Below are 24,474 nucleotides of genomic sequence, written 5' to 3'. Positions count from 1 at the left end.
GCGAGCGCGGGTGCTCACGGCCCGACGTGGACGATGTCTCCGTCGATGACCTGGCCGATCCACTCGGGCACGGAGGTGCCCCCGACCGAGGTGATGTTGTAGCCCACGCGCAGGACCGTGTGCCCGATCCCCACCGGGTAGAAGGTCGACATCCGGTCTTCGTTGAGCGCGCGGATCGACAGCAGATCCTCGGCGTAGGTCAGCGCCGGCACCGAGGTCGACAGGCCCCCGCAGTTGTTCCACTGCCCGTTGCCCCAGCCCGCCCCCATGTAGGCGCTGATGATCGCGTCGGAGGTGTTCGAGAACACGCCAAACTTCATGTCCGGATAGTTGCTCAGCGCGTGCTCGAGGAAGCCCGTCGCAAAGTCGTTGGGGTCACAGCTCGCGCACTCGGCCAGGACCGTGCCGTCGAGGTTCCAGGTGTCACGAAAGAGCGTCTGGAGGCAAGGCGGGATCACCTCGTCGCTCAGCGGCGGGCCCGAGTCGTCGATCACCGTGATGTCGACGCCCGCACCGTAGGCGTCGGCGACCTGCGTGGAGTTGAGCGCGGCCCCAAAGCCGCCGGCGCTGATCCCCGTGAGCAGCACCCGCTCGGCCGGGAAGCTCGGCACCCACTGCTGAAGGAAGGTCCCGATGTTGCTGTAGCCCCGGAACTGGCGCAGCTGCCCGCCGAGCTCGGCCTCGGCGTCGCCAGCGTGGATGTCCCCCGTGCAGTAGGGCACGTAGATCATCGTCCAGTCCTTGACCGGGCTGGCGGCGTTGCTGCGCGAGAAGATCCCGTCGGAGGGCGGGATATAGGGGATGTTGAAGGACATGAAGTCGCAGCCGTCGCTGAAGCACGCCCCGCCCCCCTCCAGGTAGATCATCACGTCGGGCGAGTCGGGGTTGTAGTTGACCGCGAAGCCTGCCGTGGAGCCGTTCATGCACTGGGTCCCCGGGATCTCGAAGTAGGTCCACTCGAGCGCAGGCGGTGCCAGCAGCTCGACCGCGCTGCAGTCCGACAAGCAACCATCGAAGTCGTCGTCGTTGCCGTCGTCACAGGCCTCCCCCGCGTCGACGACCCCATCTCCACAGACGGGCTCGCTCTGACCCGTGGTCTCGCTGTCTTCGGTCTGCGCGCCCGTATCTGCGCCAGTGTCGGTACTCTCACCCGTGTCTTCGGACTCCGTCTCTCCGGACGCCGTCTCTCCTGCTGTCTCCTCCGAAGAGTCGCTGAAATCTGCGTCTGAATCACAACCCGCGACGGCGAGCGCCATCGGCACCATCCAACGTATCGCTCTCATGGTTTCCACCCTATTTGAAGTGGACATGGATGTCCATTTAAAAAGTGCGTTTCGCGCATCTTTTTTTTTTGCCGCCCCTCAACTCGGTGATTCGACCCGCCCGCCAAGGACCGATCGATGACCTGGCGCTATCATGCAGGGGTGGCCGGGTCGACCAAGACACCGACGGCGCGCCGACGCGACGCCCAGGAAAACCGCGAGCGAATTATCCAAGCTGCGCGAAAGGTGTTCGCGGCCTCGGGCTACGAAGCACCCTTGAGCGCGATCGCCAGCGAGGCCGGCGTGGGCCGGGCGACCCTCTACCGCAACTTCCCCGATCGCTCGAGCCTGGCGACCGCGATCTTCGAGGACAACATCATGTTCCTCGAGACCCTCGCCAAGGAGCACAGCGGAGAGCCTGGGGCCTTCATGGTCCTGCTCTCGGCCGTCGTCGAGCAACAGCTCGAGAGCCACGCGCTCTTCCCCTCGCTGCTGGCCAGCGAAAACCCCGACCTCCGCGTGCTCGAGCGCCGGACCAGGAACCTGCTGCGTGGGCCGCTGCGCGCCGCGAAGGCTGCTGGGGAGGTGCGCAGCGACCTGTCCCCGACCGACGTGCTGATCATGCTCGCGATGCTCTCGGTCGTGGTGATCGGCAACGATCAATCCAACATGCGCCAGCAGAGGATCAAGCGCGCCCACGAGCTATTGCTCGCGGGTATCCTGCCACGCTGAATCGTCCTCGAGCAATGTCTCGAGCGCGAATGATCGACTGCTCGAGACCACGCGTTCGCGTGAATGGGAGTCACGGATCGAAGTGAGCGAATCGAGGCTCACGAGTTCGAGACCCACCAATCGATTGATTCATCGCCGAGTGTCAGCGCCCGCCCTCGACCCCGTCCCGCGCGAGGCGACCAGGGCGCAGGCGGCATCGGCCTCGCGTTGCCGCGCGGGCCCTCGTCGACGACGGCGAGCCAGCCCGACGCGCCCGCCCAGGGCTGCGGGGATCACCTCGCGCCACGAGCGGCCGGCGCTCGCAACCCTCGCGCGCGACCCCAAGCTGCAATCTGCTCGGCGTGCTCGGCGTGCTCGGCGTGCAGCGAGTCCTCGACGAGCGAGCCCGAGCTCTCGTCTTCGAGCGCGCGCGCGGCCTCCTCGGCCGCGGCCCAGTTTCGCGCGCGCGCTTCGTCCTCGCCCTGCGCGTCGGCGAGCTTGGCGAGGACGAAGTAGGCCTTCACGCGCCCCTCGGCCTCGACCCGCGCGTCCGTCGACGCGAGCGCCTCGACCACCGGCGCGAGCGCGGCCTCGGCCTGCTCGAGCTCCCCTCGCTCGAGCAGCAGCTCGCCCAAGCTCCGGTGGACCTCCACCATCCGCTCGGCGCACTGCTCGGGGACGGTCGCGCACAAGCGCTGCGCTCGTCGAAGCGTCTCCAGGGCCCGCTCGTCCTCGCCCTGCTCGCGCAAGAAATTGGCGATGGCCTCGAAGCTCCAGATCAGTCGGAAGTGCTCCGGGCCCAAGCTCGCCTCGAAGATCTCGCGCGAGCGCTCCGCCGCCGCGATGGCCTCCTCGTATCGACCGAGCTCACCGAGCACCAGGGCCATGTTGTGCAGGGTCGATCCGACCTCGAGGTGCTCCTCGCCCAAGTTGGCCTCGCGCAACGCGAGGGCCCGCTCGTAGGCGCGCAGAGACGCCTCGTAGTGTCCCTGCGCGTGCAGGACCACCGCGATGTTGTTGTGCGCGATGGCCAGGTGGACGTGCCCGGGCTCGAGGCTCGCCTCCCAGATCTTCAGCGCCCGGTGGTAGGCGGCGAGGGCCTCCTCGTACTCTCCCAGGGCGCCGTGAATGTTGCCGATGTTGTTGAGCGAGCCCGCGAGATCGGGGTGGTCCTCGCCCAAGCTCGCCTCGTCGATGGCCAAGGCGCGCTCGAGGGCGGCGCCCGCGGCCTCGAGATCCCCCTTGCCCGCGAGCACCTTGGCCTGGGCGTTGAGCAGCTTGGCGACGCGTGGATGCGCGGGGCCGAGGGTGCGCTCGAGCCCGGCGAGGCTCTCGTCGAAGGCCGCGAGGGCCTCATCGTGGCGCTCCTCGGCCGAGTAGATCAGCCCGATGTTGTACAGCGAGTCCGCGACCTCGGGGTGCGAGCGGCCGAGCAGCTGCTCGCGCACCTGCTTGGCCGCGATCGCGCTCTCGAGTGCCTCATCGTAGCGCCCCAGTGAGCGCAGCGCCGTGCCGAGGGCGTCGCGCATGTCCGCTGTCTCGAGGCTGACCTCGCCCAGCGCCGCCTCGTCGATGGCCAGCGCCCGGGCGTAGGCCTCGCGCATCGCCTCGTAGTTGCTCGCGCGCATGTACACGCCGCCCAAGCTGGCGAGCAGCTCGGCCTCGTGGACCGAGCCCTCGAGGCCGAAGCGCTCGATGTACATGCGGCCGAGCTCGCCCCAATAGAGCCCCCGCTCGATCCGCGACAGGTCTCGACCCTCGACGGCGGCGAGCTCGTTGACCACGCGCAGGGCGATGACCGAGCCGCCGTCGGCGACCGCCGCCAGGTAGGCCCGCTCGCCCGCGTCGACGGCGGCCTCGTAGTCTCCGAGGCGCCCGTGAAAGCGAGCGACCAAGAGCGCGGCCTCGGCCTCGAGTCCACGCTCGCCGGTGGCCGCGGCCCGCTCGGCGAGCGTCGTGGCCAGCTCGAGGCCGGCCTCGTACCTGCCGGCGAAGTCCAGCGCCCAGCCGCGCTCGAGCTGCTGACGCAGCGCCGCCTGCTCGGGATCGGGGAGCGCCCAGGATCCAACCTCGCTCGCCGCGGCGCCCTCCGAGGGGTCCTCCAGGCAGCGCGTGGGCGAGGGTAGCGAGGCCGCGGCCGAGGTCGCCAGGGCCAGGGTCTCGCCGTCGAGGCGCTCCCAGGCGGCGAGCAGCCCCTCGAAGGACGCCCTGCGCTCGTCCAGGCAGGCGTCGATCGCCGCGTGGCGGGCCGCCTGTGCCTGCGTGCGCCCCGTCAGGGCCTCCGCGCAGCTGCGCGCGCGCGCGGCCGCCCAGTCCTCCGCGAAGGCGTCCATCCAGCCGCTCGTATGCGCCCAGGCCTCGGCGCCAAAGCCAGGCTTGGCCGCGGCGAAGCGCTGGCCCAGCGCCTCTCGGGTCGCCTCGTTCCAGCGCTCGTCCAGCGCCCCCGCCTCCGCGCCGCAGAGCTGCTCCGTCGCCGCCTGCTCCCGCGCCGCGTTCACCCGCACGCCCACGGGCACCGCGGCGACCAGCGCGACCAGGCCGCCCAGCATCAGCCACCGCCGGCGGCGCCGCGAGGGGTCCTCGCCCAGGGCCTCGAGCAGCGCGTCCATCGACGGCCAGCGCCGCTTGGGGGACACCGCCAGCCCGCGCTCGACGACCTCGCGCAACCAGCTGGGGACGTCGCTGGGCGGCGGCGGCTCGAGCTTGCCGGAGCTGACGGCCCAGCACAGCTCGGTGAAGCTCGTCCCCGAGAAGGGCCGCCGGCCATAGAGCGCCTCCCACAGCGAGACGCAGAAGCTGAACTGATCCGAGCGCGCGTCGACCCCCCGCGCGTCGAACTGCTCCGGAGCCATGTAGGCCGGCGTGCCCAGCAGCGCGCCCGTGGCCGTCAGCCCCGAGGGCCCCGGCTGCGCCTCCTCGCTCTCGCCGGCGAGCTCTCCCTCGCTCATGGTCGCCGGTCGATCCGCCCGGGCGACGCCGAAGTCCATGACCAGCACCCGCCCGTCCTCGGCCAGCATCACGTTCTCGGGCTTGAAGTCGCGGTGGACCAGGCCCTCGGCGTGAGCCGCCGCCAGCCCGCGCCCCGCGGCCTCGAACACCCCCACGATCTCCCGCCAGCCCCGCTTGGCGCCCCGCAGCCAGCCCGCCAGGGTCTGCCCCGCCACGAACTCCATGACGATGAACACCCGGCCCTCGTACTCGCCGATCTCGTAGACCCGCACCACGTTCGGGTGAGCCAGGCGCGCCTGCGCCTGCGCCTCCCGCTCCAGCCGACGCCGCCCGCGGAGGTCCGACTCCACCCGCAGCAGCTTCACCGCCACCTTGCGCTCGAGCTTGGGATCGTAGGCCGCGTGGACCACCCCCATGCCCCCTTCGCCGAGCTTGCTCAGCAAGACGTAGCGACCCAGGCGCGCCGGCCCGCGCGCGACCCTCTGCGCCTCGTCCTCGAGCGCCTCGTCCTCGAACTCATCGTCCTCGAGCTCCTCGTCCTCACCACCCCAGGTGTCATCTCCCGCGATGGTCGCCTCCATCGCCTCCTCGAAGCCCGGCGTGGGGGAGAGGGTGTCCTCGAGATCGGACGCTTCGGCTCTCGAGTCGGACGATGGATCAGCACTCGACGGCATGAGCGGATTCGTACGCTATCAAGGATTCGCCCCCCCCGTCCCACGAGCGATCTGCGCAAGCAAAACCCCCTCCGCGGTCTCGGTGTGTGACCGTGGTGGCTTTCACTACAGGCTGATAGGTTCGGGTTCATGAGCTCCATCGCCCGCACCGAAGCCACTGGCGGCGCCCTCGACCCCGACTTCCTGGCCTGGCAGACCTCGCTGCCCGTCGATCGCCGCCTGCTCGCGGTCGACGTCGCCGGCAGCGTCGCCCACGTCGAGGGCCTGGTCGCCGGCGGGCTGCTGACCCGCGAAGAGGGCGACACGCTCCAGGCCGCCCTGCGCAGCCTGCCCGGCCGCGTCGCCCGCAACGAGGTCGAGCTCCCCCTCGAGGAGGACGTCCACATGGCCGTCGAGGTCTGGCTGCGGGCCACCGTCGGCGAGCTCGCCGACAAGCTGCACACCGGGCGCAGCCGCAACGATCAGGTGGCCACGGATCTCAAGCTGTGGGTCCGCGAAGCCATCGGCCGCCTGCTCGAGGCCCTCGAGCGCCTCGATGTCGTCTGCGAGGACTGGATCGCCGAGCAAGGCGAGCTCGCGATGCCGGCCTACACCCACCGCCAGGTTGCGATCCCCGTGCTCGCCCGGCTGTGGATCGGCGCCGCCTTGCGCTCGCCCATGGCCCGCGACCGCCGGCTGCTCGCCGTGGTCGAGGAGGAGATCGCCGAGTCTCCCCTGGGCGCGGGGGCGATCGCCGGCAACACCTTGCCCATCGATCCCTGGGTCGCCGCCCGCGAGCTCGGCTTCACCAGCCCGCCGCAAAACCCCCTCGACGCCGTGGGCTCCCGGGATCACGCGCTGACCCTCGCCTTCGCCTGCGCGCGCATCAGTCAGCACCTCGGCCGCTTCTGCGCCGACGTCGTCGAGCTCAGCGCCGACGGCCTCGCCAAGCTCGGCGGCGCCGTGGCCTGCGGCTCGTCGATGATGCCCCACAAGCGCAACCCCGACCTCTTCGAGCTCGTCCGCGGCCAGGCGGCCCTGCGCCTGGGCGAGCTCAACGCGCTGATGGCCACCTTCCAGGGCCTCGGCACCGGCTACCACCGCGACCTCCAGCAGGACAAGCAGGTGCTCTTCGCCAGCGTCGACGGGACCGTCGACTGCCTGCGCATGGTCGCCCTCGGCATCCAGCACCTGCGCCTCGATCAGGCCGGCTGCATCGCGGTGCTCGAGCGCGGCGACGCCGTGGCCACCGACCTGACCGAGGCCCTCGTCGCCGGCGGGGTCCCCTTCCGCCAGGCCTACCGCAAGATCGGCGCCCTGGTCGCGGGTCAGCGTGCCAAGGGCAAGCGCCTCGTCGACCTCGAGACCGCCGACCTCGACGCCGCGGGCCTGCCCCACAGCTTGCTCGAGTGCCTCGACGTCGAGGCCAGCGCCCGACGACGCGCCAGCCGCTACCGCTGAACCAACTCCACCTGGTCCGCCGCTCGTCGGCGTAGCGATTGGTCTGTCACTGACGCGCTGGTTGACCTGTCACCGACGCGCCGGCTGGCCGATCGCTGACATGGAGGTTGGTCTGTCACAGACCCGCGAACAACTCCCGCGCCAGCGCCCAGGCCGGGGACTTTCGCCCCACGGCAGATTTGCAGCCCGACGAGCCGTGGGCGCTCGATATCGACGTTTTTTGAGTTGCGTGACGGGATCGCGAGTGAGGCGCACCACCAAGAGTGCGCCTCGCCGCCTCCCGAGCCATGCCCAGCCACTCGCCCAGCCCAATCCCCCGCCCCCGCGTCCACTCGCCCAGCGGCCCCCTGCCAACGGTGGTCGTCCGCGCGGGCGTCATGACGATCTTCAAGGCCAACGTCCACGACGACATCGAGGTCGTGCTCAACGCCAAGTGCGAGCTGTGCGTCCGCGAGCGCCAGCGCGACCTGCTGCTGTGCACGATCCCCGTCGAGTTCGTCGATCACATCGAGTACATCGAGCAGCACGAGCTCCAGGCCGAGGCCGACGAAGACTCGCCCGTCGCACCGGCGACACGCAGCACCCGCGCGACCGTGCCCTACCCCAGCGCCAAGCGCTGACAGCCCACGCCCGCAGCCAGCTCGGCGATCACTCTCCCAGCAGGTGCTCGGCGCCCAGCTCGAAGCTCAGCGCGGCGTGGTCCGAGGCGCGACCGTGGTGCACCCGACCGTCGAGCACGTCGAGCTCGCGCACGAAGGCGTGGTCCAAAGGGGTGGTCCGGCGATCGTCGGCGAACTCGACGGGCGCGAGGTCCAGGCCGCGGGTCAGCTCCTCGAGTCGACGCAGGCGGCGCGTCGTCCAGGTGTTGAAGTCACCGGCGAGCAGCACCGGGCCGCGGTGCTCGCCCACGGCCGCCTCGATCCGCCGCAGCTGATCGCGGAAATTCTCGAAGCCCGCGAAGTTGATCGCGTGGACGTTGGCCACGAGCAGGGTCTTGTCGGGGCTCGGCCCGAGGCGATATTCGGTGAAGAGCGCGAGCTTGGGGGTGCGCGTGAACGGCTCGCGGCCCAGGGTCTGGAGCGCCCGGACGCGCAGCGAAGACGCCCGCGCCGCCGTGCCGAGGCCGGTGCCCACGCCCCCGCGACGCGCGTAGCGAAAGCTGGTCGCCGTGGCCCACTCACCTTCGTAGGCGTCGAGCAGCGCCCGGGTGCTGTCCTCGAAGACGAGCTCCTGAGCCAAGATCAGGTCGCGGTCACGGGCGAGCTCGCCAAAGCGCGGGCCGAAGCTGCGCCGCTTGCCCTTGAACACGTTCCAGACCAGCACGCGCAGGGTCTTGGGGCACAGCTGCGCGGCCGGGGCCTCGCCGTGGCGCGCCGTGAGCTCCGCCGGGTGCGGGACCTCCCAGCGCTGACTTCGGCGGGTCGCTAGCGCGGTCCGCAGGGCCCGCTTTTGCCCACGCTGATCTCGAGTTTCGTCCACGGAGGCCTCGGCTCGCTGCCAGGCCCACACTATGAGCCGCCTTTTGCGGCCTGCAAGACCTCGCGCGCCCGTGCGCCGTCGCCCTGGCCTGTCTCATCGGGACTCTACCGGCCACGGCCGGCCCCATCCCGAAGCCCCATCCCGAAGACCCATCCCGAAGAGGGGATCAGCCGGGCCGAGACAGGCCGAGACAGGCGGGGATCCGAGACGCCTCAGGTGGCGCCGTAGGTCTCGTCGATGTTGTCGAGCTCCTCGAGGGTGTCTCCACAGGCCATACCGCCGATGGCGATGGCGAGCGTTGCGATGACGAGGAAGGCAGTGAAAGTTTTACGGGTCATCTGGGAAGACTCCGGGGCTGAGAAGCGAGTGTAACAGAGAAAAGTCCGGGCTTTGCCGGGCCCGGGCCAGGCGGCGAGCGAGTCGAGCGCGCGTCGTGGGGTCGGCGCGCTCGAGCACCTCGTGCTCGACCCACCAGGTCTGGTGAGCCGCGGCAGCATCGCCGAGATCGAGGGCGAGTTCCACCCCCTGGGCGATGGTCTCCCAACGGTCGGGTCGCAGAGACCTTGCACGTCGAACCAGGACCAGGGCCTGCTCGGGCTCTCCGATGCGCTGGTGGACCCGCGCGGCGGCTGCGTGGAGCTCGGGCGAGTAGGGGTAAGCGCGCAGGCCGCGAGAGAGCAGAGATCCCGCGAGCGCCCGGCGATCCTCGCCGAGCTCGGGGTGCACCTGGAGCCACTCGCCTGGGAGATCCAGGGCCAGCTGGGCCATGGCCGCGATGGAGCGATCGTTGCGATCCACGCTCACGGACACCGCACGCTGGTGGGCCTCGAAGGCCGCGCCCCAGTCTTCCCGGGCGACGGCGAGCTCGGCCAGGCAGATCCAGGGCAGCTCGTAGCGCGGATCCAGCTCCCGAGCGCGCGCGCAGTCGCGGGCCGCCACCTCCTCGACTCCGGGGGCCAGGCCGTCCGCCTGACGCCCGGTGGCCAGGCGCTGGAGGCCCATGAGCGCGTGGGCACGGGCCGAGTCCGGGGCGCGGCGCAGGGCTACGCGCCAAAGAGTGGTGTTGCTCACATATGTCCGCGTGGCGGCCAGGCCGAGAGAGCCCTGCACCAGCACGAAGAGCAGCAGCGGCAGCCACGGTCCCAGGGCGGCCACCCCGAGCGTCTCCGCCTTTCCATCTGGCTCGGCCCCTCCCGCACCCGAGATCTCCACCGCCATCTTGGCCGACCAGCGCTGGCCGAGGTGCAGGCAGATCCCCGCGAGCGCCACGCACAGCGGCGCGCTCGCCAGGTACATGAAGCGATCTGCCCGCATGTTGGGCAAGCCCACGAGATTGCTCGTCGGGACGCACAGCAGCATCCACGCCAGCGCGGCGCAGGCCAGGCCGAGGCGCCCCGGCGCGCCCCGATCCCGACGCGCGCAGGCCCAGGCCGCGGCGACGAAGATCAGCGCGAGCAAGCCCGCGGCCAGGACCGTCTCGGGATCCGTCCACGCGGCCCCGCGATCGCTGTACTCCGGCGACAGGCCCAGAGGCAGGAAGATCTGCCCGAGGTAGCCGACGTGGATCTGCGTCGACGCGGCCAGCACCGGGCCGAGGCCGATCCGAGCCGCCAGCACCCGCGGGTTCTCGACGCCGTAGGGGCTCAGGCCGCCGTGGACCGCGGCCGTCTGGGCCACGGCCGCGGCCACGCCCAGACCCAGGGCGACGAGGGCCACGGCCACGCCCGCGCGCCGCTTCAGCGCCGGACACGGCCACGGCTGCGCCCAGGCCAGCAGCCCAAACACGGCGACCAGCGGCGCGGCCGAGAGCTTGGCCGCGCAGGCGAGCGCCATGCCCAACACCGCCGCCGCCGCCCAGCCAGCCCGGGCGAGGCCGCGGGCCTCGGCGACGCGCAGCCCGGCGAGCATCGCCGCCATGCCGAGCAGCGCCGCCAGCAGATCCTCGCGGTAGGAGATCACGGCCACGGCCTCGGCGTGGATCCCCAGCAGCCCAAAGCAGGCCGTGGCGCCCAGGCTCAGCGTCTCCGGGGCCCCCAGGCGACGCAGCAGCCGGGCCAGCAGCGCGCACACGCCCACGTGCAGGGCCACCGAGAGCGCGTGGTGGGCCCAGGCCGCGAGCCCGAACAGCCGCAAGCTGAGCATGTCGACGAACACCGAGGTCGGCCGAAAGGCGTCGGGGATGTGACGCGCCAGGGCCTCGGCCGAGAACAGCAGCGCCGGCTCGAAGTGCCCCGGGCGCAGAAAGCCGTTGCTGCGCAGCGTCCAGCTGTCGTCGTAGACCAGGCCAAAGCCCAGCAGCGGCAGGTGGGCGGCGGCGATCACCGCCAGGACGCCGAGCAGCCGCCCGCGCGCGGAGCTCGGCCAGGCCCACGGGCTCGCGCTCGGCTCGGGCGAGTTTGGCTCGGAGGACAAGGAGCAGGGCCCCGGGGCCCTCAGAGCGCGTCGCAGCCGCGCCTGGCGTTGCGCTTCTCGTGCTTGCGGACGAGCGGCCCGCAGCGGTTCCAGTCGACGGCGTAGGTGACGATCGCCAGGGCGTAGCCGATGACCGCCAGGGCGGCCCCGGTCGCGGCGAGGGTGTTGAAGCGCTCGCCTCGGGTGACGAGAGTGTCGCGCTCGGCCTCCGTCATGCTGGTCTCGTAGCCGTCTTGGAGCTGCCCCCGGGTCACGTAGCCGCCCACGCCAAAGCCGATGGCGCCCGCGGCCGCCACCGTGCCGACGATGATCCCCGTCCAAAACAACGCCGGCGTCACCTTCTCGTGCTCGACCTCGCCGCCGGTCTCGATGCGAACGTCACGCTCGAGATCGGTCATCGTGTTGGCCACGGCGAACTGCTGGAGCTCCGGGCGTGAGAGATCCACGTTGGCTCGCGTCATCGCGCCCGGGGCCCTGAAGCCCGAGCCCATGCCCGAGTCTCCAAAGGCCGCGCAGCCCGAGCTGACGAGGGCCACGGTGAGCACACATGAGATCGAGCCAGCGAAGCGGCGCGCGCGAGGGAGCAGGGTCGAGGGAGCAGCCATGGATTCGACGCCCGCACGGTAGCAGAGGCCGCCGCCGAGGGCACCGGCGAGGCCCCCGCGCGCCCCCTTCTCGCGCGCAATTCGGCGTGGTAGCCCTCACGCAAACGAGGCAGCCTAGACACAGACCCGCGCAGCTGGACGATGTCCTGGGCGCGTGGTACCTACCGCCGCCATTTCAACCCCCATGCCCCTGGAGGGGAAGCCAGCGTGCCGCTCGCGGAGCATCCGACGCAGCGGTGGGCGACCTCGACGAAAGGGGCAGAGGCCCAACGCAAGGAACAAAAAGAATGAGCGAGAACGAGACCACCGCCGATCCCGGCATGGGAATGATGGACGAGGCCCAGCGGATCATCACGATCCGTCAGCTGCTCGAGTGCGGCGTGCACTTCGGTCACCGCACCGAGCGCTGGAACCCGAAGATGAAGCAGTACATCTTCGGTGCGCGCAACGGCGTCCACATCATCGACCTCCAGCAGACCGCCAAGCTGCTGCGCCGCACCTACGCCTACGTGCGCTCCGTCGCCGCCGAGGGTCAGCCGATCCTCTTCGTCGGCACCAAGCGCCAGGCCCAGGACGTGCTGATCAGCGAGGCCTCTCGCTGTAACCAGTTCTTCGTCGTCACCCGCTGGCTCGGCGGCACGCTGACCAACTGGAAGACCATCCGCCAGTCGGTCGACAAGCTGCGCAACATCGAGAAGATGTCCGAGGACGGCACCTACGAGAAGCTGACCAAGAAAGAGGTCCTGCAGCTCGAGCGCAGCCGCGCCAAGCTGGAGCGCAACCTCGGCGGCATCAAGGACATGCCCAAGCTCCCCGGCGCCGTGTTCGTGATCGACCCGGCCAAGGAGTACATCGCGGTCGCCGAGGCCAACCGCCTCCAGATCCCGGTCATCGCCCTGGCCGACACCAACGCCGACCCGGCCAAGATCCAGTACATCATCCCCGGCAACGACGACGCGATCCGCTCGATCAAGCTGATCACCAGCAAGATCGCCGACGCCGCCGCCGAGGGCTCCCGCCTGGGCAAGCAGCGCGCCGTCGCCGATGCCGACGTCGAGTCGACCCCCGCGCCGATCCGCGTGACCACTGGCGGCGACGGCCCCAAGGTCGAGCTCGTCTCGCGCCGCACCCAGCTGCCCACCCCCGAGGCCGCGGCGACGCCCGAGGCCGAAGAGAAGACCGCCGCCGACCCCTCGACGGCCCCCAGCTGATCCTCAGCGCAACCTCAGCCACGTAGATACAAAAGAGCAATCATCATGGCGAAAGTCACTGCAGCGATGGTCAAGGAGCTCCGCGAGCGCACGCAAGCGGGCATGCTCGACTGTAAGAACGCGCTCAAGGAGACCGACGGCGACATGGAAAAGGCCGTCGAGTACCTGCGCAAGAAGGGCCTGTCGAAGGCCGCCAAGAAGGCCGGCCGCATCGCGACCGAGGGCGCGGTCGTCAGCTACATCCACAGCGGGCGCGTCGGCGTCCTGCTCGAGGTCAACTGTGAGACCGACTTCGTGGCCAAGACCGAGGGCTTCCTCGACTTCTGCCACGAGATCGCCCTCCAGATCGCGGCCATGAACCCCCAGTCCGTCGACCGCGAGGGCATGGACCAGGCCGCCGTCGAGCGCGAGCGCGACATCCTGCGCGAGAAGGCCCTCAACGAGGGCAAGCCCGAGAAGATCGTCGACAAGATCGTCGAGGGTCAGGTCAACAAGTTCTACTCGGAGAACGTGCTGCTCGAGCAGAAGTACGTCAAGGACGACAAGAAGAGCGTCGAGGACGTGCTCAAGGAGCAGATCTCCACCATCGGGGAGAACATCAAGATCCGCCGCTTCGTCCGCTACGAGCTCGGTGAGGGCCTCGAGAAGAAGCAAGAGGACTTCGCGGCCGAGGTCGCGGCCCAGGTCGCCGCCTCTGGCGGCTGAGCCAGACAGCGGGGCTTCGGCCCCGCTTTTTTTTGCCCCTTTTTCAGCGTCCCTTCCCCCTACCAACCTCCCAGCCGAGTCGAGCCGAGCAGTCCCATGACCCCGAAGTTCAAGCGAGTCACCCTCAAGCTCTCCGGCGAGGCCCTGCAAGGCAGCCAGGGCTACGGCATCGATCCCGAGGTCCTCGCGAACATCGCCGGCGAGGTCAAAGCCCTGATCGAGCTGGGCGTGGAGACCGCCCTGGTCATCGGCGGCGGCAACATCTTTCGTGGCCTCAAGGCCTCGGCCAAGGGCATGGACCGCTCGAGCGCCGACTACATGGGCATGCTGGCCACGGTCATGAACGCGATCGCCATGCAGGACGCCCTCGAGCGCATCGGCGTCTACACCCGGGTGCTCTCGGCCATCGAGATGAAAGAGGTCGCCGAGCCCTACATCCGCCGCCGGGCCACCCGTCACCTCGAGAAGGGGCGCGTGGTCATCTTCGCGGCCGGGACCGGCAACCCCTACTTCACCACCGACACCGCCGCGGCCCTGCGCGCCATGGAGGTCGGCTCCGAGGTCCTGCTCAAGGCCACCCGTGTGGACGGGGTCTACGACAAGGATCCCCTGCTCCATGACGACGCGGTCCGCTACGAGCGCCTGAGCTACCTCGACGTCCTCGCCAAGGGCCTGCACGTCATGGACAGCACGGCGATCTCGCTGTGCAAGGACAACGACCTGCCGATCATCGTCTTTGATATGCTCGGCCCCGGCAGCGTGCGCCAGGTCGTCTGCGGCGAACCCCTCGGCACCCTGGTCGCGCCTCCCAACTTCGAGCGTCCCCGCTGACGCAGCCCCCAACCCCCAGGAACGAACATGATCGACGACGCTCTCGAACTGGCTCAAGACGCCATGGACAAGGCCTCCCAGCGCCTCGCCCAGGAGCTCGCCCGCGTGCGCGCGGGTCGGGCCAACCCGGCCCTCCTCGACGGGGTCCGCGTGGAGGCCTACGGCGCGCAGATGAACCTCAACCAGGTCGCCACGGTCTCGACCGCCGACGCCCGCCTGCTGATCGTCAAGCCCTTCGACGCCAACAGCATCGGCTCGATCGAGAAGGCGATCCTCAACGCCGACCTGGGCCTCAACCCGAGCTCCGACGGCGTGATCATCCGCGTGCCGATCCCCCCGCTCACCGAGGAGCGCCGCCGCAACCTGGTCAAGCAGGTCAAGGACCTCGCCGAGGACACCAAGATCGCCATCCGCCAGGGTCGCCGCGACGCCAACGACCTCCTCAAGGAGGCCGAGAAGGACAAGGACATCTCCGAGGACCAGCTCAAGCGCGGGCTCGAGAAGGTCCAGGACCTGACCAACAAGTTCGTCGCCACCGTCGACGAGGCCGTGAAGAAGAAAGAAGCGGAGATCATGGATGACTGACCACGGTCACGCTCCGGCGCGCCAGCTTCTGCCCGGCGCGGGTCTGCTCCTCGGCCTCGGGCTCAGCATCAGCGGCTGCTTCCTCGAGTCCGGCGGGGCGCCGGCCTTCCGCTACGACTGCAGCCAGACCAGCGAGTGCGGCGACGGAGAGGTCTGCGCCGACGGGCTGTGCCAGCAGCCCTGCGGCGGCGAGCAGGACGAGGACTGCTCCACCGACGCGCCCGTGTGCTTCAACGGCTACTGCGCGAGCATCTGCCCGATCGGGGACGACGTCTGCTCGGCGCCCCAAGAGTGCATCGCCGTCGACGAGGACAGCGAGTCGGGCATCTGCGGGGTCCTCTGCGAGAGCGACGAGAGCTGCGCCGAGGGCGAGACCTGCGTGTCCGGCGTGTGCATCTCTGGAGGCGGCTGAGCGTGCGCGTGCCCTCCCCCCTCGCCTGGGTCCTGCCCGCGCTGCTCCTGAGCGCGAGCCTCGGCGCGTGCAACAAAGAGGACGAGGCCTCCAACCTCGCCAAGATGGCCGCGGCCGACGACGCGGACGGCCCCAGCGCCGGGCGAGACGCCGAGGCAGGCGGCCAGAGCGTCGCAGGCCAGGCCGAGGCCGGCGAGCAGCCCGAGGATCCCGGCCAGGCTCCCAGCGCGGACGCCGACGGGTTCACCCGCGACGCCGGGGGCGTCCCGATCCCCGCCCGCGATGGCCCCGCCAAGCTGATCAACGCCGGCGCCGAGGAGCGCCGCGCCGAGCTGCGCCTCGCCCTCGACGAGGGCGCCCGCTATCGGATCACGACCATCGGCATGGTCCACCTCCCGCTGATCGAGAAGCCCACCGGCTTCGCCCGCGAGGAGGAGCTCAGCCTCGGCAAGTGCGCGGGCGAAGGTCCCGGGCGCAGCTGCCTGCTCACCCACAGCTACCGCAACTACGAGGCCGAGCCGCCCGCCGGCGCCGGCCTCGAAAAAGAAGAGCGCGAGGTCGCGGGCCTGAGCACCAGCCACCGCATCGACGCCAGCGGCCTGCGCCTGACCCAGACGCAGATCTCGGGCGAGGCCGAGGCCATCGCCGCCGCGGGCGAGGCCGGCCAGGCGCTCGCCGAGGTCCACCGCATGTTCTGCATCCGCCTGCCGGCCGAGGCCGTGGGCGAGGGCGCGACCTGGAAGGACGCCTGCCGCCTGCGCCAGGCCGGCACCGTCGTCACCCGCGAGCTGACCTGGAAGCTGGCGAAGCTCGAGGACAGCGAGGACGGCGTGCGCGCGCAGCTCGAGTACGCCGGCAAGATCTACAAGCGCAGCAGCGACGAGACGCTGCGCACCGGCCAGGTCCAGGGCACGCTCTTTTTGTGGGCCGACGCCGGCGAGCCGCACATGATCCGCGAGCGCCTGATGTTCACCCTCGACAGCGGCAAGGGCCTCAGCAGCGGCAACGACCTGCGCGTCCAGTTCACCAAGGTCGCCGAGGACGGCGAGACCTTGCTGCGCACCGACGGCAAGGCCTTCGACCAGCCCCCGACCGCGCTCAACGATCCGCGCGAGCTGCCCAACGGCGACACCCGCGAGGCCGAGCACGCCCCCAACCACCAGCCGAATTGACGACCACGGCAGGCCTCGGCCTGCTATGGTCGTCCCCGCGAGGATCACGACCATGGGCTTTTCCGACAAGATGCGCGAGACCCTGGGCAGCGAAGGCGCCCGCATCGATGTGCTCACCGACGACGAGGGCTGGGCTGCGCGCCTGGCTCCCGGTCAGGCCGGCCAGGCCAAGGTCAGGCTCTCGGGCGGCACCAAGACCGCCCGCGTCGAGGGCGTGATGTTCTATGTGCTCATCCGTCACCGCCAGTGGAGCGATGGCCAGGGCATGGTGTTCACCGACGAGCAGGCCAGCGAGCTCGAAGATCGCCGCCACCTGACCCCCTCGTGGACCCGCGAGCTGCTCGCGCAGGTCCGCGTGGCCGTGCACGAGGAGGTCGAGCCCGGCGACGAACGCGAGGTCAGCGTCGACCTCGACCTGCCCGAGCACTGCGACCGGACCTCGGCCGCGTGCACGATCAACATCCTCGCCCAGGCCGACATCCGCGGGCAGATCGACCCCACGGCCACGGGCAAGCTGCTCGTCGCCTGAGCCCGAAAAACGCGGCGGGCCGGGGCGAGCGAGGCTCGCCCTTCGAGCCCGACGAAAGCCCATCAGAGCGCCGGTCGGAGCTCGACCACGTGCGGACTCTCGCCCGGGTCCGTGGTCAGGCTCAGGACCTCGCGCGCGGCGTCCCACTCGCTCGTCCAGCTGCCCTCGGGGTCGTCGACGACGAGCTCCCAGCCCTCGGGGTACCAGCGCGACTGCGGGATATAGATCTCCGTGGGTCCCGAGACGCCCTGGCGGTGCTCGAACTCGAGGTGGAGCTCGCGGGTATGGGCGTCGTAGACGTGCACCAAAGGCGTGCCCGCGACGGCCCGCGCGTAGGGCCGGGTGAGGACCGCCGCCGCCGGCCGCTCCTCGCCCATGGGGTCGATGATCCCGCGACCGTTGGTGTCGTAGCTCCAGTAGGTCCAGCCCGAGGTCGCGCGATCCGCCATGGTCAAGATGTCCTCGAGCAGCTCGGGGCCAAAGTCCCAGTCGGGCATGATCCCAAACTCCCCGAGCATCACCGCTCCACCGAGCTCGGCCTGCTCGGCCTCGCGCGCGCTCTCCCAGTTGTCGAGGGTCGGGTTGCTGGCCGACCAGGCCCCGAACACCTCGGCCTCGATCGGGTAGAGGTGCGGGAAGTAGACGATCCGCGGGCCCGCGGCCCGGGGGTCTTCCACGTGCCCGAGCACGGCGGGCCGACCCGCAGCCGCGGCGCCGTAGCGCGGCTCGATGAAGATCCAGCTGTCCTCGTCGATCTCGCGGATCCCCGCGGTCATCCGGGCATAGAAAGGGGTGAGCGCGTCCTGACCCCAGGCGGCCACCGCCGCGCTGGGCTCGGCCGCGTCGATGTCACCAAACTCCCAGGCGGTCCCCGGGAAGGGCTCGTTCATCAGGTCGTAACCGATCAGGTTGGGCGTCCCCGCGAAGGTCTCGGCGACGTGCTGCCAGGCGAGCACGTAGTGCTCCTGGAGCTCGGGGTGCGCCCCCCCGTCCCCCGCCCAGAAGTTGTCGAAGGCGTGCTGGACCGCGGGCTGGAGGTAGTTGGCGGACCACAGCGACTGCTGCTCGAAGGCCTCCCCGTCGTCGAAGATCGCCCAGGTCGGCGCGCCGTCGCAGCAAAAGGCCTCGGAGTACACGTCTTGGTGCATGTCGAGGATCACCGCGATGTCCTCGTCCGCGAACCAGGCCATGCGCTCGCCGATGGCCGCGAGATAGGCGTCGTCGTAGATCCCCGGCTCGGGCTCGATCGCGTCCCAGAAGATCAGCAGCCGGACCACGTTGAAGCCCCAGTCGTGGGCCATGCGGGCCACGTCGTCCTGGGTGATCGTCGGCAGGCGATCGGCCTGGTACTTGGAGGCGTTGTGGACGTTGATGCCGTGGAAGATCAGCGCGCGGTTGTCTGCGTCGACGATCAGCTCCGGGGGCAGCTCGGCCTCGCCCTCGTCCTCGCCCACGTCCTCGCCCCCCTCGCCCGTCTCACCAGTCCCCGCCGTGTCGATGTCGTCTCCTGCCCCGCTCTCGCTGACACTGAGCGCCTCGCCTTCACCGCTCGCGCCGCCACAGGCGGAGCTCGCTCCTGCGATGATCAAACAGCTCAGAGAGCTCGCCAGACTCGAGGATCGGAGTGAAAAAGGACGCACGGTGACATGATGTCACCAAGGTGCCAGTTTGCACCCATGCGCAAGCTAAAAGCGCTCACGTGCTCGAGCGCGGCGTCCCTCAGGGGGAGAGCCGCCGCGCGAGTTGGTCTTCATAGAGCGAAGCTGGCTCGAGGCTCGCCGCGACCTCCGCCCCCTCGAGCCAGTCCTCCGGCGCCGTGTAGAGCGACTCGAAGAGCATCCCCTCGTCCAGCTCCCGCTCGATGCTCAGGCCGTGACTACCGATGATGTAGCCCCAGCCCCACTGAAAGCTGCGCAGGACGCCGGCCCCGGAAACGGCCCAGAACACGTTTTGGGTGGCGGAGTGCCCGGCCCCGCTGCTGAAGCCGGTGCGATTGACCGCATGCCAGCCGTCGTCGATGCGCGCGCCGTCGATGAGGTTGGCCATGGCCAGCGAGTGGTGAAAGTCGCTGTAGCCCGGCAGGGGGACGGACTCCGTCGAGTCCACGAAGGCCGCGCCCGCCTCGCTCTCGACCCGCAGCCACACGCAGCCGCTGGTCCCAAAGTCCCAGTTTTGGATGAAGTTGTGGCGCCCGCCGCTGGCGACGCTGTCGCGGGTCATGATCTCGCTGCTGCGCGAGATCTCGAACAGGTAGCCGGCGCCCCCGGTGCCGCGGTGCTGCGGCCACGCCATGGTCGAGTCGGCCACCGTCACCCGCTTGGCGTCGCTCACGAACAAGCCACCGGACATGAGATGGCGCTGGCGATCATCGCTGCTGTTGGGCGACTCGAAGCTCGACAGCCCGCGCATCCAGCTGTCCTTGACGGCGATCATCGCAGCGGCGTGGCTGCGCGGGTTCGTCCAGGCCGCGTCCCAGTCGGCGCTGACCGTGGACAGGCGCAGGTGCTCGAGGCCGACCTCCTCGAGGTAGCCGGTCTCGACGCGCACGCTGGCTTGATCCCGGAGCTTGGCCGGGTAGCGCAGAGGCACGTCCAAGGTCAGCGTGCAGCCTGCGGCGTCGCAGTCCATGGCCACGAGTTCGCGGCGAAAGAAGGTCCGCCACTGTCCGTTGAAGCTCGCCCACATCCCGGCCATCTCGTGCTCGTCGACGAACTCGTCGGTGATCACCCAGCCGATCGCCAGGTCGTCACCGAGCGCGAGGGCGTCTCCGGCGTCCGCCCCCACCCGGACCGTCTCACTGCGCGGCGCCCCGTCCTCGAGCAGCGCGAGCTCGGCCCCCTGGACCAGCTGCCCGCGGAAGCTCAGGTGCTCCTGGCCGTTCATCTCGGCGGTGCGGGTGAACCACAGCGAGGTCTCGGGGCCGGCTCCGCGGATGACCACGCCGGCGTGCGCGACCGTGAGCAGGCCGTCGCAGCGGTAGCTCCCCGGCGGCAGCCAGACCACGCCGCCGCCGGCCTCCCCTACGAAGTCGATGCTCGCCTGGATCGCCGCGGTGCTGTCCTCCGCTCCCGTCGGATCGGCGCCGTCGTCGAGCACCGAGCGCTCGACGCCGGGGATCTGCTCCGGCAGCGGGAGCACGCCGCCGTGGTAGCCGGCGTAGGAGAAGTCGTGGAGAAAGCGGCCGTCTTCGTCGACGAGCTCGGGCGTCCAGTCTTCGGGGTAGAGGACGCTGCGCCAGCTCTCCTCCCCCGTGTCGGAGTCCGAGTCCGTGCCCGAGTCGGCATCCGTCCCCGTGCCCGAGTCCGTGTCCCCGCCCGTGCCCGTGCCGACCTCGTCCGTGTCCGAGCTGCTCTCGCTGCCCACATCGACAGCGCCCGCGTCGGTCTCACTCGAACCCGAGCAAGCCACCAACGCGAGCGCGAACGTAGCGGTCAAAACTGTCCGCATCGTGGCCAGCATGCCACGACGCGCGGTCCCCAGGTCGCCGGATGCGAGTGTCCCCGGGTGCAAGCTGCGGGTCGATCAGCCGCGCAGCTTCTCGAGCTTCTCCTCGATCGTCTTCACGCGATCTTCGGCCTTCTCGAGGTTCTCCTCGACGACCTCCTTGCGCTTCTCGAACTCGGCGAGGCTGCGCTCGGCGTCCTTGCCATTGCGGATCTTCTCTTCGATGGCGGGGATGTGCTCCATCGCCCGCTGACGCATCTCGAGGGTCTGGTTGGCCGCACGCAGCTCGTCCTCCCAGTAGATGATCTCCTCGTCCTTCGACTCGAAGGACGAGGGCTCCTCGGGCTTGTCCGAGTTCGGGGCCATGCCGCTCCCCACCATCGAGTTGGCGATGCGAGGGTTGAGGCGAGGCTTGGGGGCCGAAGGCTGCGCGTCGTCGGTGCGCCGGGCCGCGATGCCGGTCTTGCTGGAGCCGGAAGCCGTCCGCGAAGACGCGCTGGCTTGGTCCTTGCCCGCAGCCTCCTTGGCGGCGGCCTTGTCCTCGTCTTCGTCTCCACCAAAGAAGAACAACGCGGCGACGAGCAAGATGCCTACGCCTGCGAGCAGGGCGGGGAGCATGCCCCCGCCATCGCTGCCCTGCTTCGACTTGGGATCAGGGGAAGTCATGGCGACGCAATATAGCACTCTTTCCGAGGCAGCCAGCTTTGTTAGTTTTGCCTCTAGCCGTCTTTTCGCGCAGCGACGCACGCGCCGCTTGTCTTCGCGTCGCGCGCGCCTCGGCACTCCGTCACGAGCGCGGCACTATCATCCCGCCGATGGACGCCGACGCGGCCAAGGAGCTCGCGCTCCTCAGCGACGAAGAGCTCGAGCTCCACGACGACCTCATCGTCGACGAGCACGGTCAGGCCTTCATCGAGTTCGAGCTCGAGGTCGGCCCGGGCCACGGCGGCTACCGCCTCGACCGCTTCTTGTCGCTGCGCTTCACCCGGATGTCACGCACCCGCGTGCACAAGATGCTCGCGGCCGGCGGCGTCCGCTGCCGCAGCAGCGGCGAGCCGCTGGTCAAGAACGCCCTGCGCCTGCGCGTGGGCCAGGTGATCGTGATCCGCCGCCCCGCCCCCGAGGAGCCGGCGGTGATCCTCGACTACAGCGTGCTCCACGAAGATCCCTCGCTGCTGATCCTCGACAAGCCCGGCAACCTGCCCGTGCACCCCTCGGCCCGCTATCACCGGCACACGCTCACGGCCTTGATGCGCCGCCGCCTCGGCCTCGGCCATGGCTGGGAGATGGCCCACCGCCTCGACCGCGAGACCTCCGGGGTGATGGCCTTTGGCCGCCGCAAGGGCAGCGCCTCCCAGCTCAAGGGCAGCTTCTTTCGCCGCGAGGTCGACAAGGTCTACCTCGCGCTGGTCTCCGGGCACCTCGAAGGCGAGCGGATCCTCGACGACCCTCTGGGTCCCGCCGAGGGCTCGCAGATCCTGATCAAGGTCGGTCGCCGCGAGCTCGAGGATGGCGGCCTGCCTGCGCGCACCCACGTCGAGCCGATCGCCTGGGCCAGCTTCCGCGACCAGCCGATCACCTTGGTCCGCTGCCGGCCCAAGACCGGGCGAACCCACCAGATCCGCGTGCACCTGGCCCTCGACGGCCACCCCCTGCTGGGCGACAAGATCTATGCCGTGCGCGAGCAGGACTTCCTCGACGTGGTCGAGAACGGCCGGCCCGTGCAGGAGCTCGAGGCCAAGCTCGGGCTGTGGCGCCACGCCCTGCACGCGCGCACGCTGAGCTTCCCGCACCCCGAGTCCGGCGAGCGCGTGCGCTTCGAGGCGCCCTGGCCCGAGGAGCTCGCCGCGATCCTCCCGCTCCCGCCGGGCTGCTGAGCCGAGCCCAGCTCAGAGCAGCGGCTCGGCATCGGCCGCGCGCAGCGACTCTTGGATCTCGCCGGTGAGCACCTGGATCTTGGTGGTCCGGCCCTCGATGACCTCGATCTTGAACTGAGCCTTGTCGGCGCCCGGGGCCAAGGTGAGGTCGCGATCGGGCAGGTGCACCACGTTGATCGCCGGCGCCTCGCGGCCGAGGCCCACGCGGAACTTGCCCTCGGACAGGCTCATCTCTCGCGGCGTCCCCGGGGCGATGGTCGCCTCGACCTCGGGCAGAGGGTGCAGGCGGCGATGACCAATCTCCCGCTCGTAGCGGACGATCGCGACGATCCCCGCGAGCATGGCCAGACCCAGACCCGCGGCGATCAGCTGCCGGCTCCTGCGTCCCGCGTTCCACCCACCGAGGCGGCCGAGGTGATGCTCACCCCGCGGCGGGGCGTCGAGGAGCTCGTCGTCGCGGCTGCCCGGCCGCGCGTTGCGACGCAGCTCGAAGGCCACCAGCCCGTTGCCCTTCGCCGTCGCCTCGCGCTCACGCTCGAGCTGCGCCTTGAGCTCGGCCATGCTCATGCCCGACTGGATGTCCTCGTCATCCAGAGTCTCTCGCAAGCTGTCGGAAGGGCTCGGTGAAAAGGCCCCGCTGCGACTCGCAATTGGCTCGAGCGCGGACAGATCGTCCCGGCCGTCGGGATCGCTCATGTCGCCATCCTCGCCCGGGTATCGGCCCCGCGTCCAGCACTTGGCCAGCTTCTGTGGGCCGCCCACCCACGAAGGCTTTGCGAGCACCCGGGCATTCGACGCCAGAAACGGCCTTTGGACCATTCTTTGGACGAATCGCCAGTGACGAAAACGCGAGACCCCGCTGGCGAACCAGCGGGGCCTCATCCTCGCGTCGAGCCGAGCGCTCCGCTCAGCGGTTCGCTTCGTCGATCAGCCGCGCGCCTTCCATCAGCAAGCTCGTGGTCGAGGTCTGGATCTTGTCTTCCATGTCGACCTCCATGGCCGTGAAGTGAAAGCGCCCCTTGTCCCAAGTGAGCATGTGATAGACGCTGTTGGGTCCGTCGCGGTCCTCGGCGTCCTTGTCGATCTTGGCGTTGATGACCTGACCCTTGCGGATGAAGATCCGCCCGATCTGCTTGTCCGCGGCGTGCTGAAGCTGGAGCACGCCGTCCTTGCGCTCCATCTCCATCATCACCAGGAGGCTCGACAGCCCGAGCTGCTCGAGGCGCCCGGACAGGCCGGTGCGCTTCATGGCGCCGGAGAATGAGCCGCTGGCCGAGGCGTCGCCGGTGTCTCCGGCAGGCTCCTCTGGCGCGCGCGCGGGGGGCTGCCCGGGGGGCTGTCCAGGTGTCTGATTGGGGGCCTGCCCGGGTGGCCCGTGCACGGACGGGTTGAAGCCCGGGTCGAAGCCGCCGTGTCCAGGCACCTGCCCGGGCGGTCCGTAGCCCTGCTGCTGCTGCTGCTGCTGCTGCTGCTGCTGCTGGTAGCCGCCCTGCTGCGGATAGCCGCCCTGCTGCGGATAACCCTGCTGCGGATAACCCTGCTGCGGGTAACCCTGCTGCGGGTAGCCGCCCTGCTGCGGGTAGCCGCCCTGCTGCGGGTAGCCGCCCTGCTGCGGATAACCTCCGAAGCCTCCGCCTCCACCACCGCCGAAGGGCTGACGCCCGGCCATCCCCCCACCAGACATGCCCCCGCCGGGTCGCGGACCCGGGCCGAAGCCACCTGAGAAAGGACTCCCGCCTGCACCACCGCCATAGCCCGGCGCGCCGCCGTAGCCCATGCCGTCGTCCACCTTGCCGCGCTTGGCGAGGGCCTTGAGCACGCGGCGCTCGAGGTCGTCGAAGCGGAAGGGCTTGGACACGTAGTCGTCGGGCTTGAGGCCGAGGGCGTGGAGTCGATCCTCGTCCTTGCCCAGGGCCGTCAGGAAGAGCACGGGGATGTCCGCGAGGGTCGGGTCCGCGCGCATGGCCTGGACCAGCGCCCAGCCATCCATCACCGGCATCATCACGTCGGTGATCACGATGTCTGGCTTCGCGGCCTGTGCCTTGCGCAGCGCCTGCTCCCCGTCGCGAGCAGTATCGACGGCATAGGTCCCCTTCTTCTCCAGGCTGGAAGACACCATGCGGAGAATCCAGGGGTCGTCGTCGACCACGAGCACCCTGATCTGGCTCACTTGCGC

The 24,474-nt window shown here is 70.1% G+C and carries 22 protein-coding genes; 11 read left to right on the top strand and 11 right to left on the bottom strand.

All coding sequences use genetic code 11. From position 1 onward, the window contains the following. Positions 1 to 14: 14 nt before the first annotated feature. Positions 15 to 1,256 carry a pectinacetylesterase family protein gene (locus G6O69_RS19415; RefSeq protein WP_255215820.1) on the bottom strand — a complete coding sequence of 414 codons (1,242 nt, stop codon included), beginning with the start codon at positions 1,254 to 1,256 and terminating at the stop codon, positions 15 to 17. A gap of 144 nt (positions 1,257 to 1,400) precedes the next feature. Between G6O69_RS19415 and G6O69_RS19410 the strand changes: the two genes are divergently transcribed. Beyond that, entirely contained in the window at positions 1,401 to 1,994 is a 594-nt protein-coding gene (locus tag G6O69_RS19410) for a TetR/AcrR family transcriptional regulator (protein WP_176396965.1), read from the top strand. Between the two features lie 272 nt (positions 1,995 to 2,266). On the opposite strand, the gene G6O69_RS19405 is transcribed toward G6O69_RS19410, so the two are convergent. Next, complete coding sequence (locus G6O69_RS19405; RefSeq protein ID WP_172305009.1) at positions 2,267 to 5,596, bottom strand: serine/threonine-protein kinase; 3,330 nt, start codon at positions 5,594 to 5,596, stop codon at positions 2,267 to 2,269. Positions 5,597 to 5,725: 129 nt separating this feature from the next. Between G6O69_RS19405 and argH the strand changes: the two genes are divergently transcribed. Both argH and G6O69_RS19395 read left to right on the top strand, forming a co-directional pair. Continuing rightward, complete coding sequence (argH, locus tag G6O69_RS19400; RefSeq protein ID WP_172305008.1) at positions 5,726 to 7,036, top strand: argininosuccinate lyase; 1,311 nt, start codon at positions 5,726 to 5,728, stop codon at positions 7,034 to 7,036. A gap of 287 nt (positions 7,037 to 7,323) precedes the next feature. Then, positions 7,324 to 7,656 carry a hypothetical protein gene (locus G6O69_RS19395; RefSeq protein ID WP_172305007.1) on the top strand — a complete coding sequence of 111 codons (333 nt, stop codon included), beginning with the start codon at positions 7,324 to 7,326 and terminating at the stop codon, positions 7,654 to 7,656. 28 nt (positions 7,657 to 7,684) lie between these two features. On the opposite strand, the gene G6O69_RS19390 is transcribed toward G6O69_RS19395, so the two are convergent. From G6O69_RS19390 to G6O69_RS19380, 4 genes are all read right to left on the bottom strand, one after another. After that, positions 7,685 to 8,515, bottom strand: a complete 831-nt coding sequence (locus G6O69_RS19390; protein WP_172305006.1) for an endonuclease/exonuclease/phosphatase family protein — start codon at positions 8,513 to 8,515, stop codon at positions 7,685 to 7,687. 212 nt (positions 8,516 to 8,727) lie between these two features. Beyond that, positions 8,728 to 8,853 (bottom strand): hypothetical protein, encoded by a 126-nt coding sequence (locus tag G6O69_RS40345; protein ID WP_255215819.1) that lies wholly within the window; start codon positions 8,851 to 8,853, stop codon positions 8,728 to 8,730. Continuing rightward, on the bottom strand, positions 8,843 to 10,927 hold the full coding sequence (locus tag G6O69_RS19385) for a hypothetical protein (RefSeq protein WP_172305005.1): 2,085 nt from the start codon (positions 10,925 to 10,927) through the stop codon (positions 8,843 to 8,845). Before G6O69_RS19385 ends, G6O69_RS40345 begins: the two co-directional genes overlap by 11 nt. 20 nt (positions 10,928 to 10,947) lie before the next feature. Next, on the bottom strand, positions 10,948 to 11,532 hold the full coding sequence (locus G6O69_RS19380) for a hypothetical protein (RefSeq protein ID WP_172305004.1): 585 nt from the start codon (positions 11,530 to 11,532) through the stop codon (positions 10,948 to 10,950). Positions 11,533 to 11,852: 320 nt separating this feature from the next. Here G6O69_RS19380 and rpsB point away from each other — a divergent pair, with 320 nt between their 5' ends. The 7 genes from rpsB to G6O69_RS19345 all read left to right on the top strand — a co-directional run bounded on the left by rpsB (position 11,853) and on the right by G6O69_RS19345 (position 16,977). Continuing rightward, a complete protein-coding gene (gene rpsB / locus G6O69_RS19375; protein ID WP_255216418.1) occupies positions 11,853 to 12,743 on the top strand; it encodes a 30S ribosomal protein S2 in 891 nt (296 codons plus the stop codon). Between the two features lie 45 nt (positions 12,744 to 12,788). Further along, positions 12,789 to 13,448: a translation elongation factor Ts gene (gene tsf, locus G6O69_RS19370; RefSeq protein ID WP_172305002.1), complete on the top strand. Its 660-nt coding sequence runs from the start codon at positions 12,789 to 12,791 to the stop codon at positions 13,446 to 13,448. 96 nt (positions 13,449 to 13,544) lie between these two features. After that, on the top strand, positions 13,545 to 14,279 hold the full coding sequence (gene pyrH, locus G6O69_RS19365) for a UMP kinase (RefSeq protein WP_172305001.1): 735 nt from the start codon (positions 13,545 to 13,547) through the stop codon (positions 14,277 to 14,279). 27 nt (positions 14,280 to 14,306) lie between these two features. After that, the gene (gene frr / locus G6O69_RS19360; protein WP_172305000.1) at positions 14,307 to 14,864 is read left to right on the top strand and encodes a ribosome recycling factor; all 558 of its coding nucleotides are present in this window, start codon (positions 14,307 to 14,309) and stop codon (positions 14,862 to 14,864) included. Next, on the top strand, positions 14,857 to 15,276 hold the full coding sequence (locus G6O69_RS19355) for a hypothetical protein (RefSeq protein ID WP_172304999.1): 420 nt from the start codon (positions 14,857 to 14,859) through the stop codon (positions 15,274 to 15,276). Before frr ends, G6O69_RS19355 begins: the two co-directional genes overlap by 8 nt. 2 nt (positions 15,277 to 15,278) lie before the next feature. Beyond that, the gene (locus tag G6O69_RS19350) at positions 15,279 to 16,448 is read left to right on the top strand and encodes a hypothetical protein (RefSeq protein WP_172304998.1); all 1,170 of its coding nucleotides are present in this window, start codon (positions 15,279 to 15,281) and stop codon (positions 16,446 to 16,448) included. Between the two features lie 25 nt (positions 16,449 to 16,473). Beyond that, a complete protein-coding gene (locus G6O69_RS19345; protein ID WP_176396964.1) occupies positions 16,474 to 16,977 on the top strand; it encodes a sporulation protein in 504 nt (167 codons plus the stop codon). Between the two features lie 62 nt (positions 16,978 to 17,039). On the opposite strand, the gene G6O69_RS19340 is transcribed toward G6O69_RS19345, so the two are convergent. The 3 genes from G6O69_RS19340 to G6O69_RS19330 all read right to left on the bottom strand — a co-directional run bounded on the left by G6O69_RS19340 (position 17,040) and on the right by G6O69_RS19330 (position 21,087). Further along, positions 17,040 to 18,566: a cellulase family glycosylhydrolase gene (locus G6O69_RS19340; protein WP_172304996.1), complete on the bottom strand. Its 1,527-nt coding sequence runs from the start codon at positions 18,564 to 18,566 to the stop codon at positions 17,040 to 17,042. A gap of 130 nt (positions 18,567 to 18,696) precedes the next feature. Continuing rightward, a complete protein-coding gene (locus tag G6O69_RS19335) occupies positions 18,697 to 20,412 on the bottom strand; it encodes a glycosyl hydrolase family 28-related protein (RefSeq protein WP_176396963.1) in 1,716 nt (571 codons plus the stop codon). A gap of 87 nt (positions 20,413 to 20,499) precedes the next feature. Next, positions 20,500 to 21,087: a hypothetical protein gene (locus G6O69_RS19330; RefSeq protein WP_172304994.1), complete on the bottom strand. Its 588-nt coding sequence runs from the start codon at positions 21,085 to 21,087 to the stop codon at positions 20,500 to 20,502. Positions 21,088 to 21,236: 149 nt separating this feature from the next. Between G6O69_RS19330 and G6O69_RS19325 the strand changes: the two genes are divergently transcribed. Beyond that, on the top strand, positions 21,237 to 22,298 hold the full coding sequence (locus tag G6O69_RS19325) for an RluA family pseudouridine synthase (RefSeq protein WP_172304993.1): 1,062 nt from the start codon (positions 21,237 to 21,239) through the stop codon (positions 22,296 to 22,298). A gap of 12 nt (positions 22,299 to 22,310) precedes the next feature. Here G6O69_RS19325 and G6O69_RS19320 read toward each other — a convergent pair whose 3' ends face one another. Together G6O69_RS19320 and G6O69_RS42250 are read right to left on the bottom strand one after the other, a co-directional pair. Further along, entirely contained in the window at positions 22,311 to 22,994 is a 684-nt protein-coding gene (locus G6O69_RS19320; protein WP_172304992.1) for a hypothetical protein, read from the bottom strand. A gap of 211 nt (positions 22,995 to 23,205) precedes the next feature. Next, positions 23,206 to 24,468 (bottom strand): response regulator, encoded by a 1,263-nt coding sequence (locus G6O69_RS42250; protein WP_172304991.1) that lies wholly within the window; start codon positions 24,466 to 24,468, stop codon positions 23,206 to 23,208. Between the last annotated feature and the right edge of the window lie 6 nt (positions 24,469 to 24,474).

It is taken from the genome of Pseudenhygromyxa sp. WMMC2535, from assembly GCF_011083025.2.
Note: the sequence above shows the minus strand (reverse complement) of the source record. Positions and strands in the feature narration are given on the sequence as shown.

Coding starts and splice junctions, on each gene's coding strand:
- G6O69_RS19415 (WP_255215820.1), bottom strand. CDS start 1,256: ATGGCGCTCGCCGTCGCGGGTTGTGATTCAGACGCAGATTTCAGCGAC.
- G6O69_RS19410 (WP_176396965.1), top strand. CDS start 1,401: ATGACCTGGCGCTATCATGCAGGGGTGGCCGGGTCGACCAAGACACCG.
- G6O69_RS19405 (WP_172305009.1), bottom strand. CDS start 5,596: ATGCCGTCGAGTGCTGATCCATCGTCCGACTCGAGAGCCGAAGCGTCC.
- argH (WP_172305008.1), top strand. CDS start 5,726: ATGAGCTCCATCGCCCGCACCGAAGCCACTGGCGGCGCCCTCGACCCC.
- G6O69_RS19395 (WP_172305007.1), top strand. CDS start 7,324: ATGCCCAGCCACTCGCCCAGCCCAATCCCCCGCCCCCGCGTCCACTCG.
- G6O69_RS40345 (WP_255215819.1), bottom strand. CDS start 8,853: ATGACCCGTAAAACTTTCACTGCCTTCCTCGTCATCGCAACGCTCGCC.
- G6O69_RS19380 (WP_172305004.1), bottom strand. CDS start 11,532: ATGGCTGCTCCCTCGACCCTGCTCCCTCGCGCGCGCCGCTTCGCTGGC.
- rpsB (WP_255216418.1), top strand. CDS start 11,853: ATGGGAATGATGGACGAGGCCCAGCGGATCATCACGATCCGTCAGCTG.
- tsf (WP_172305002.1), top strand. CDS start 12,789: ATGGCGAAAGTCACTGCAGCGATGGTCAAGGAGCTCCGCGAGCGCACG.
- pyrH (WP_172305001.1), top strand. CDS start 13,545: ATGACCCCGAAGTTCAAGCGAGTCACCCTCAAGCTCTCCGGCGAGGCC.
- frr (WP_172305000.1), top strand. CDS start 14,307: ATGATCGACGACGCTCTCGAACTGGCTCAAGACGCCATGGACAAGGCC.
- G6O69_RS19355 (WP_172304999.1), top strand. CDS start 14,857: ATGACTGACCACGGTCACGCTCCGGCGCGCCAGCTTCTGCCCGGCGCG.
- G6O69_RS19345 (WP_176396964.1), top strand. CDS start 16,474: ATGGTCGTCCCCGCGAGGATCACGACCATGGGCTTTTCCGACAAGATG.
- G6O69_RS19330 (WP_172304994.1), bottom strand. CDS start 21,087: ATGACTTCCCCTGATCCCAAGTCGAAGCAGGGCAGCGATGGCGGGGGC.
- G6O69_RS19325 (WP_172304993.1), top strand. CDS start 21,237: ATGGACGCCGACGCGGCCAAGGAGCTCGCGCTCCTCAGCGACGAAGAG.
- G6O69_RS19320 (WP_172304992.1), bottom strand. CDS start 22,994: ATGAGCGATCCCGACGGCCGGGACGATCTGTCCGCGCTCGAGCCAATT.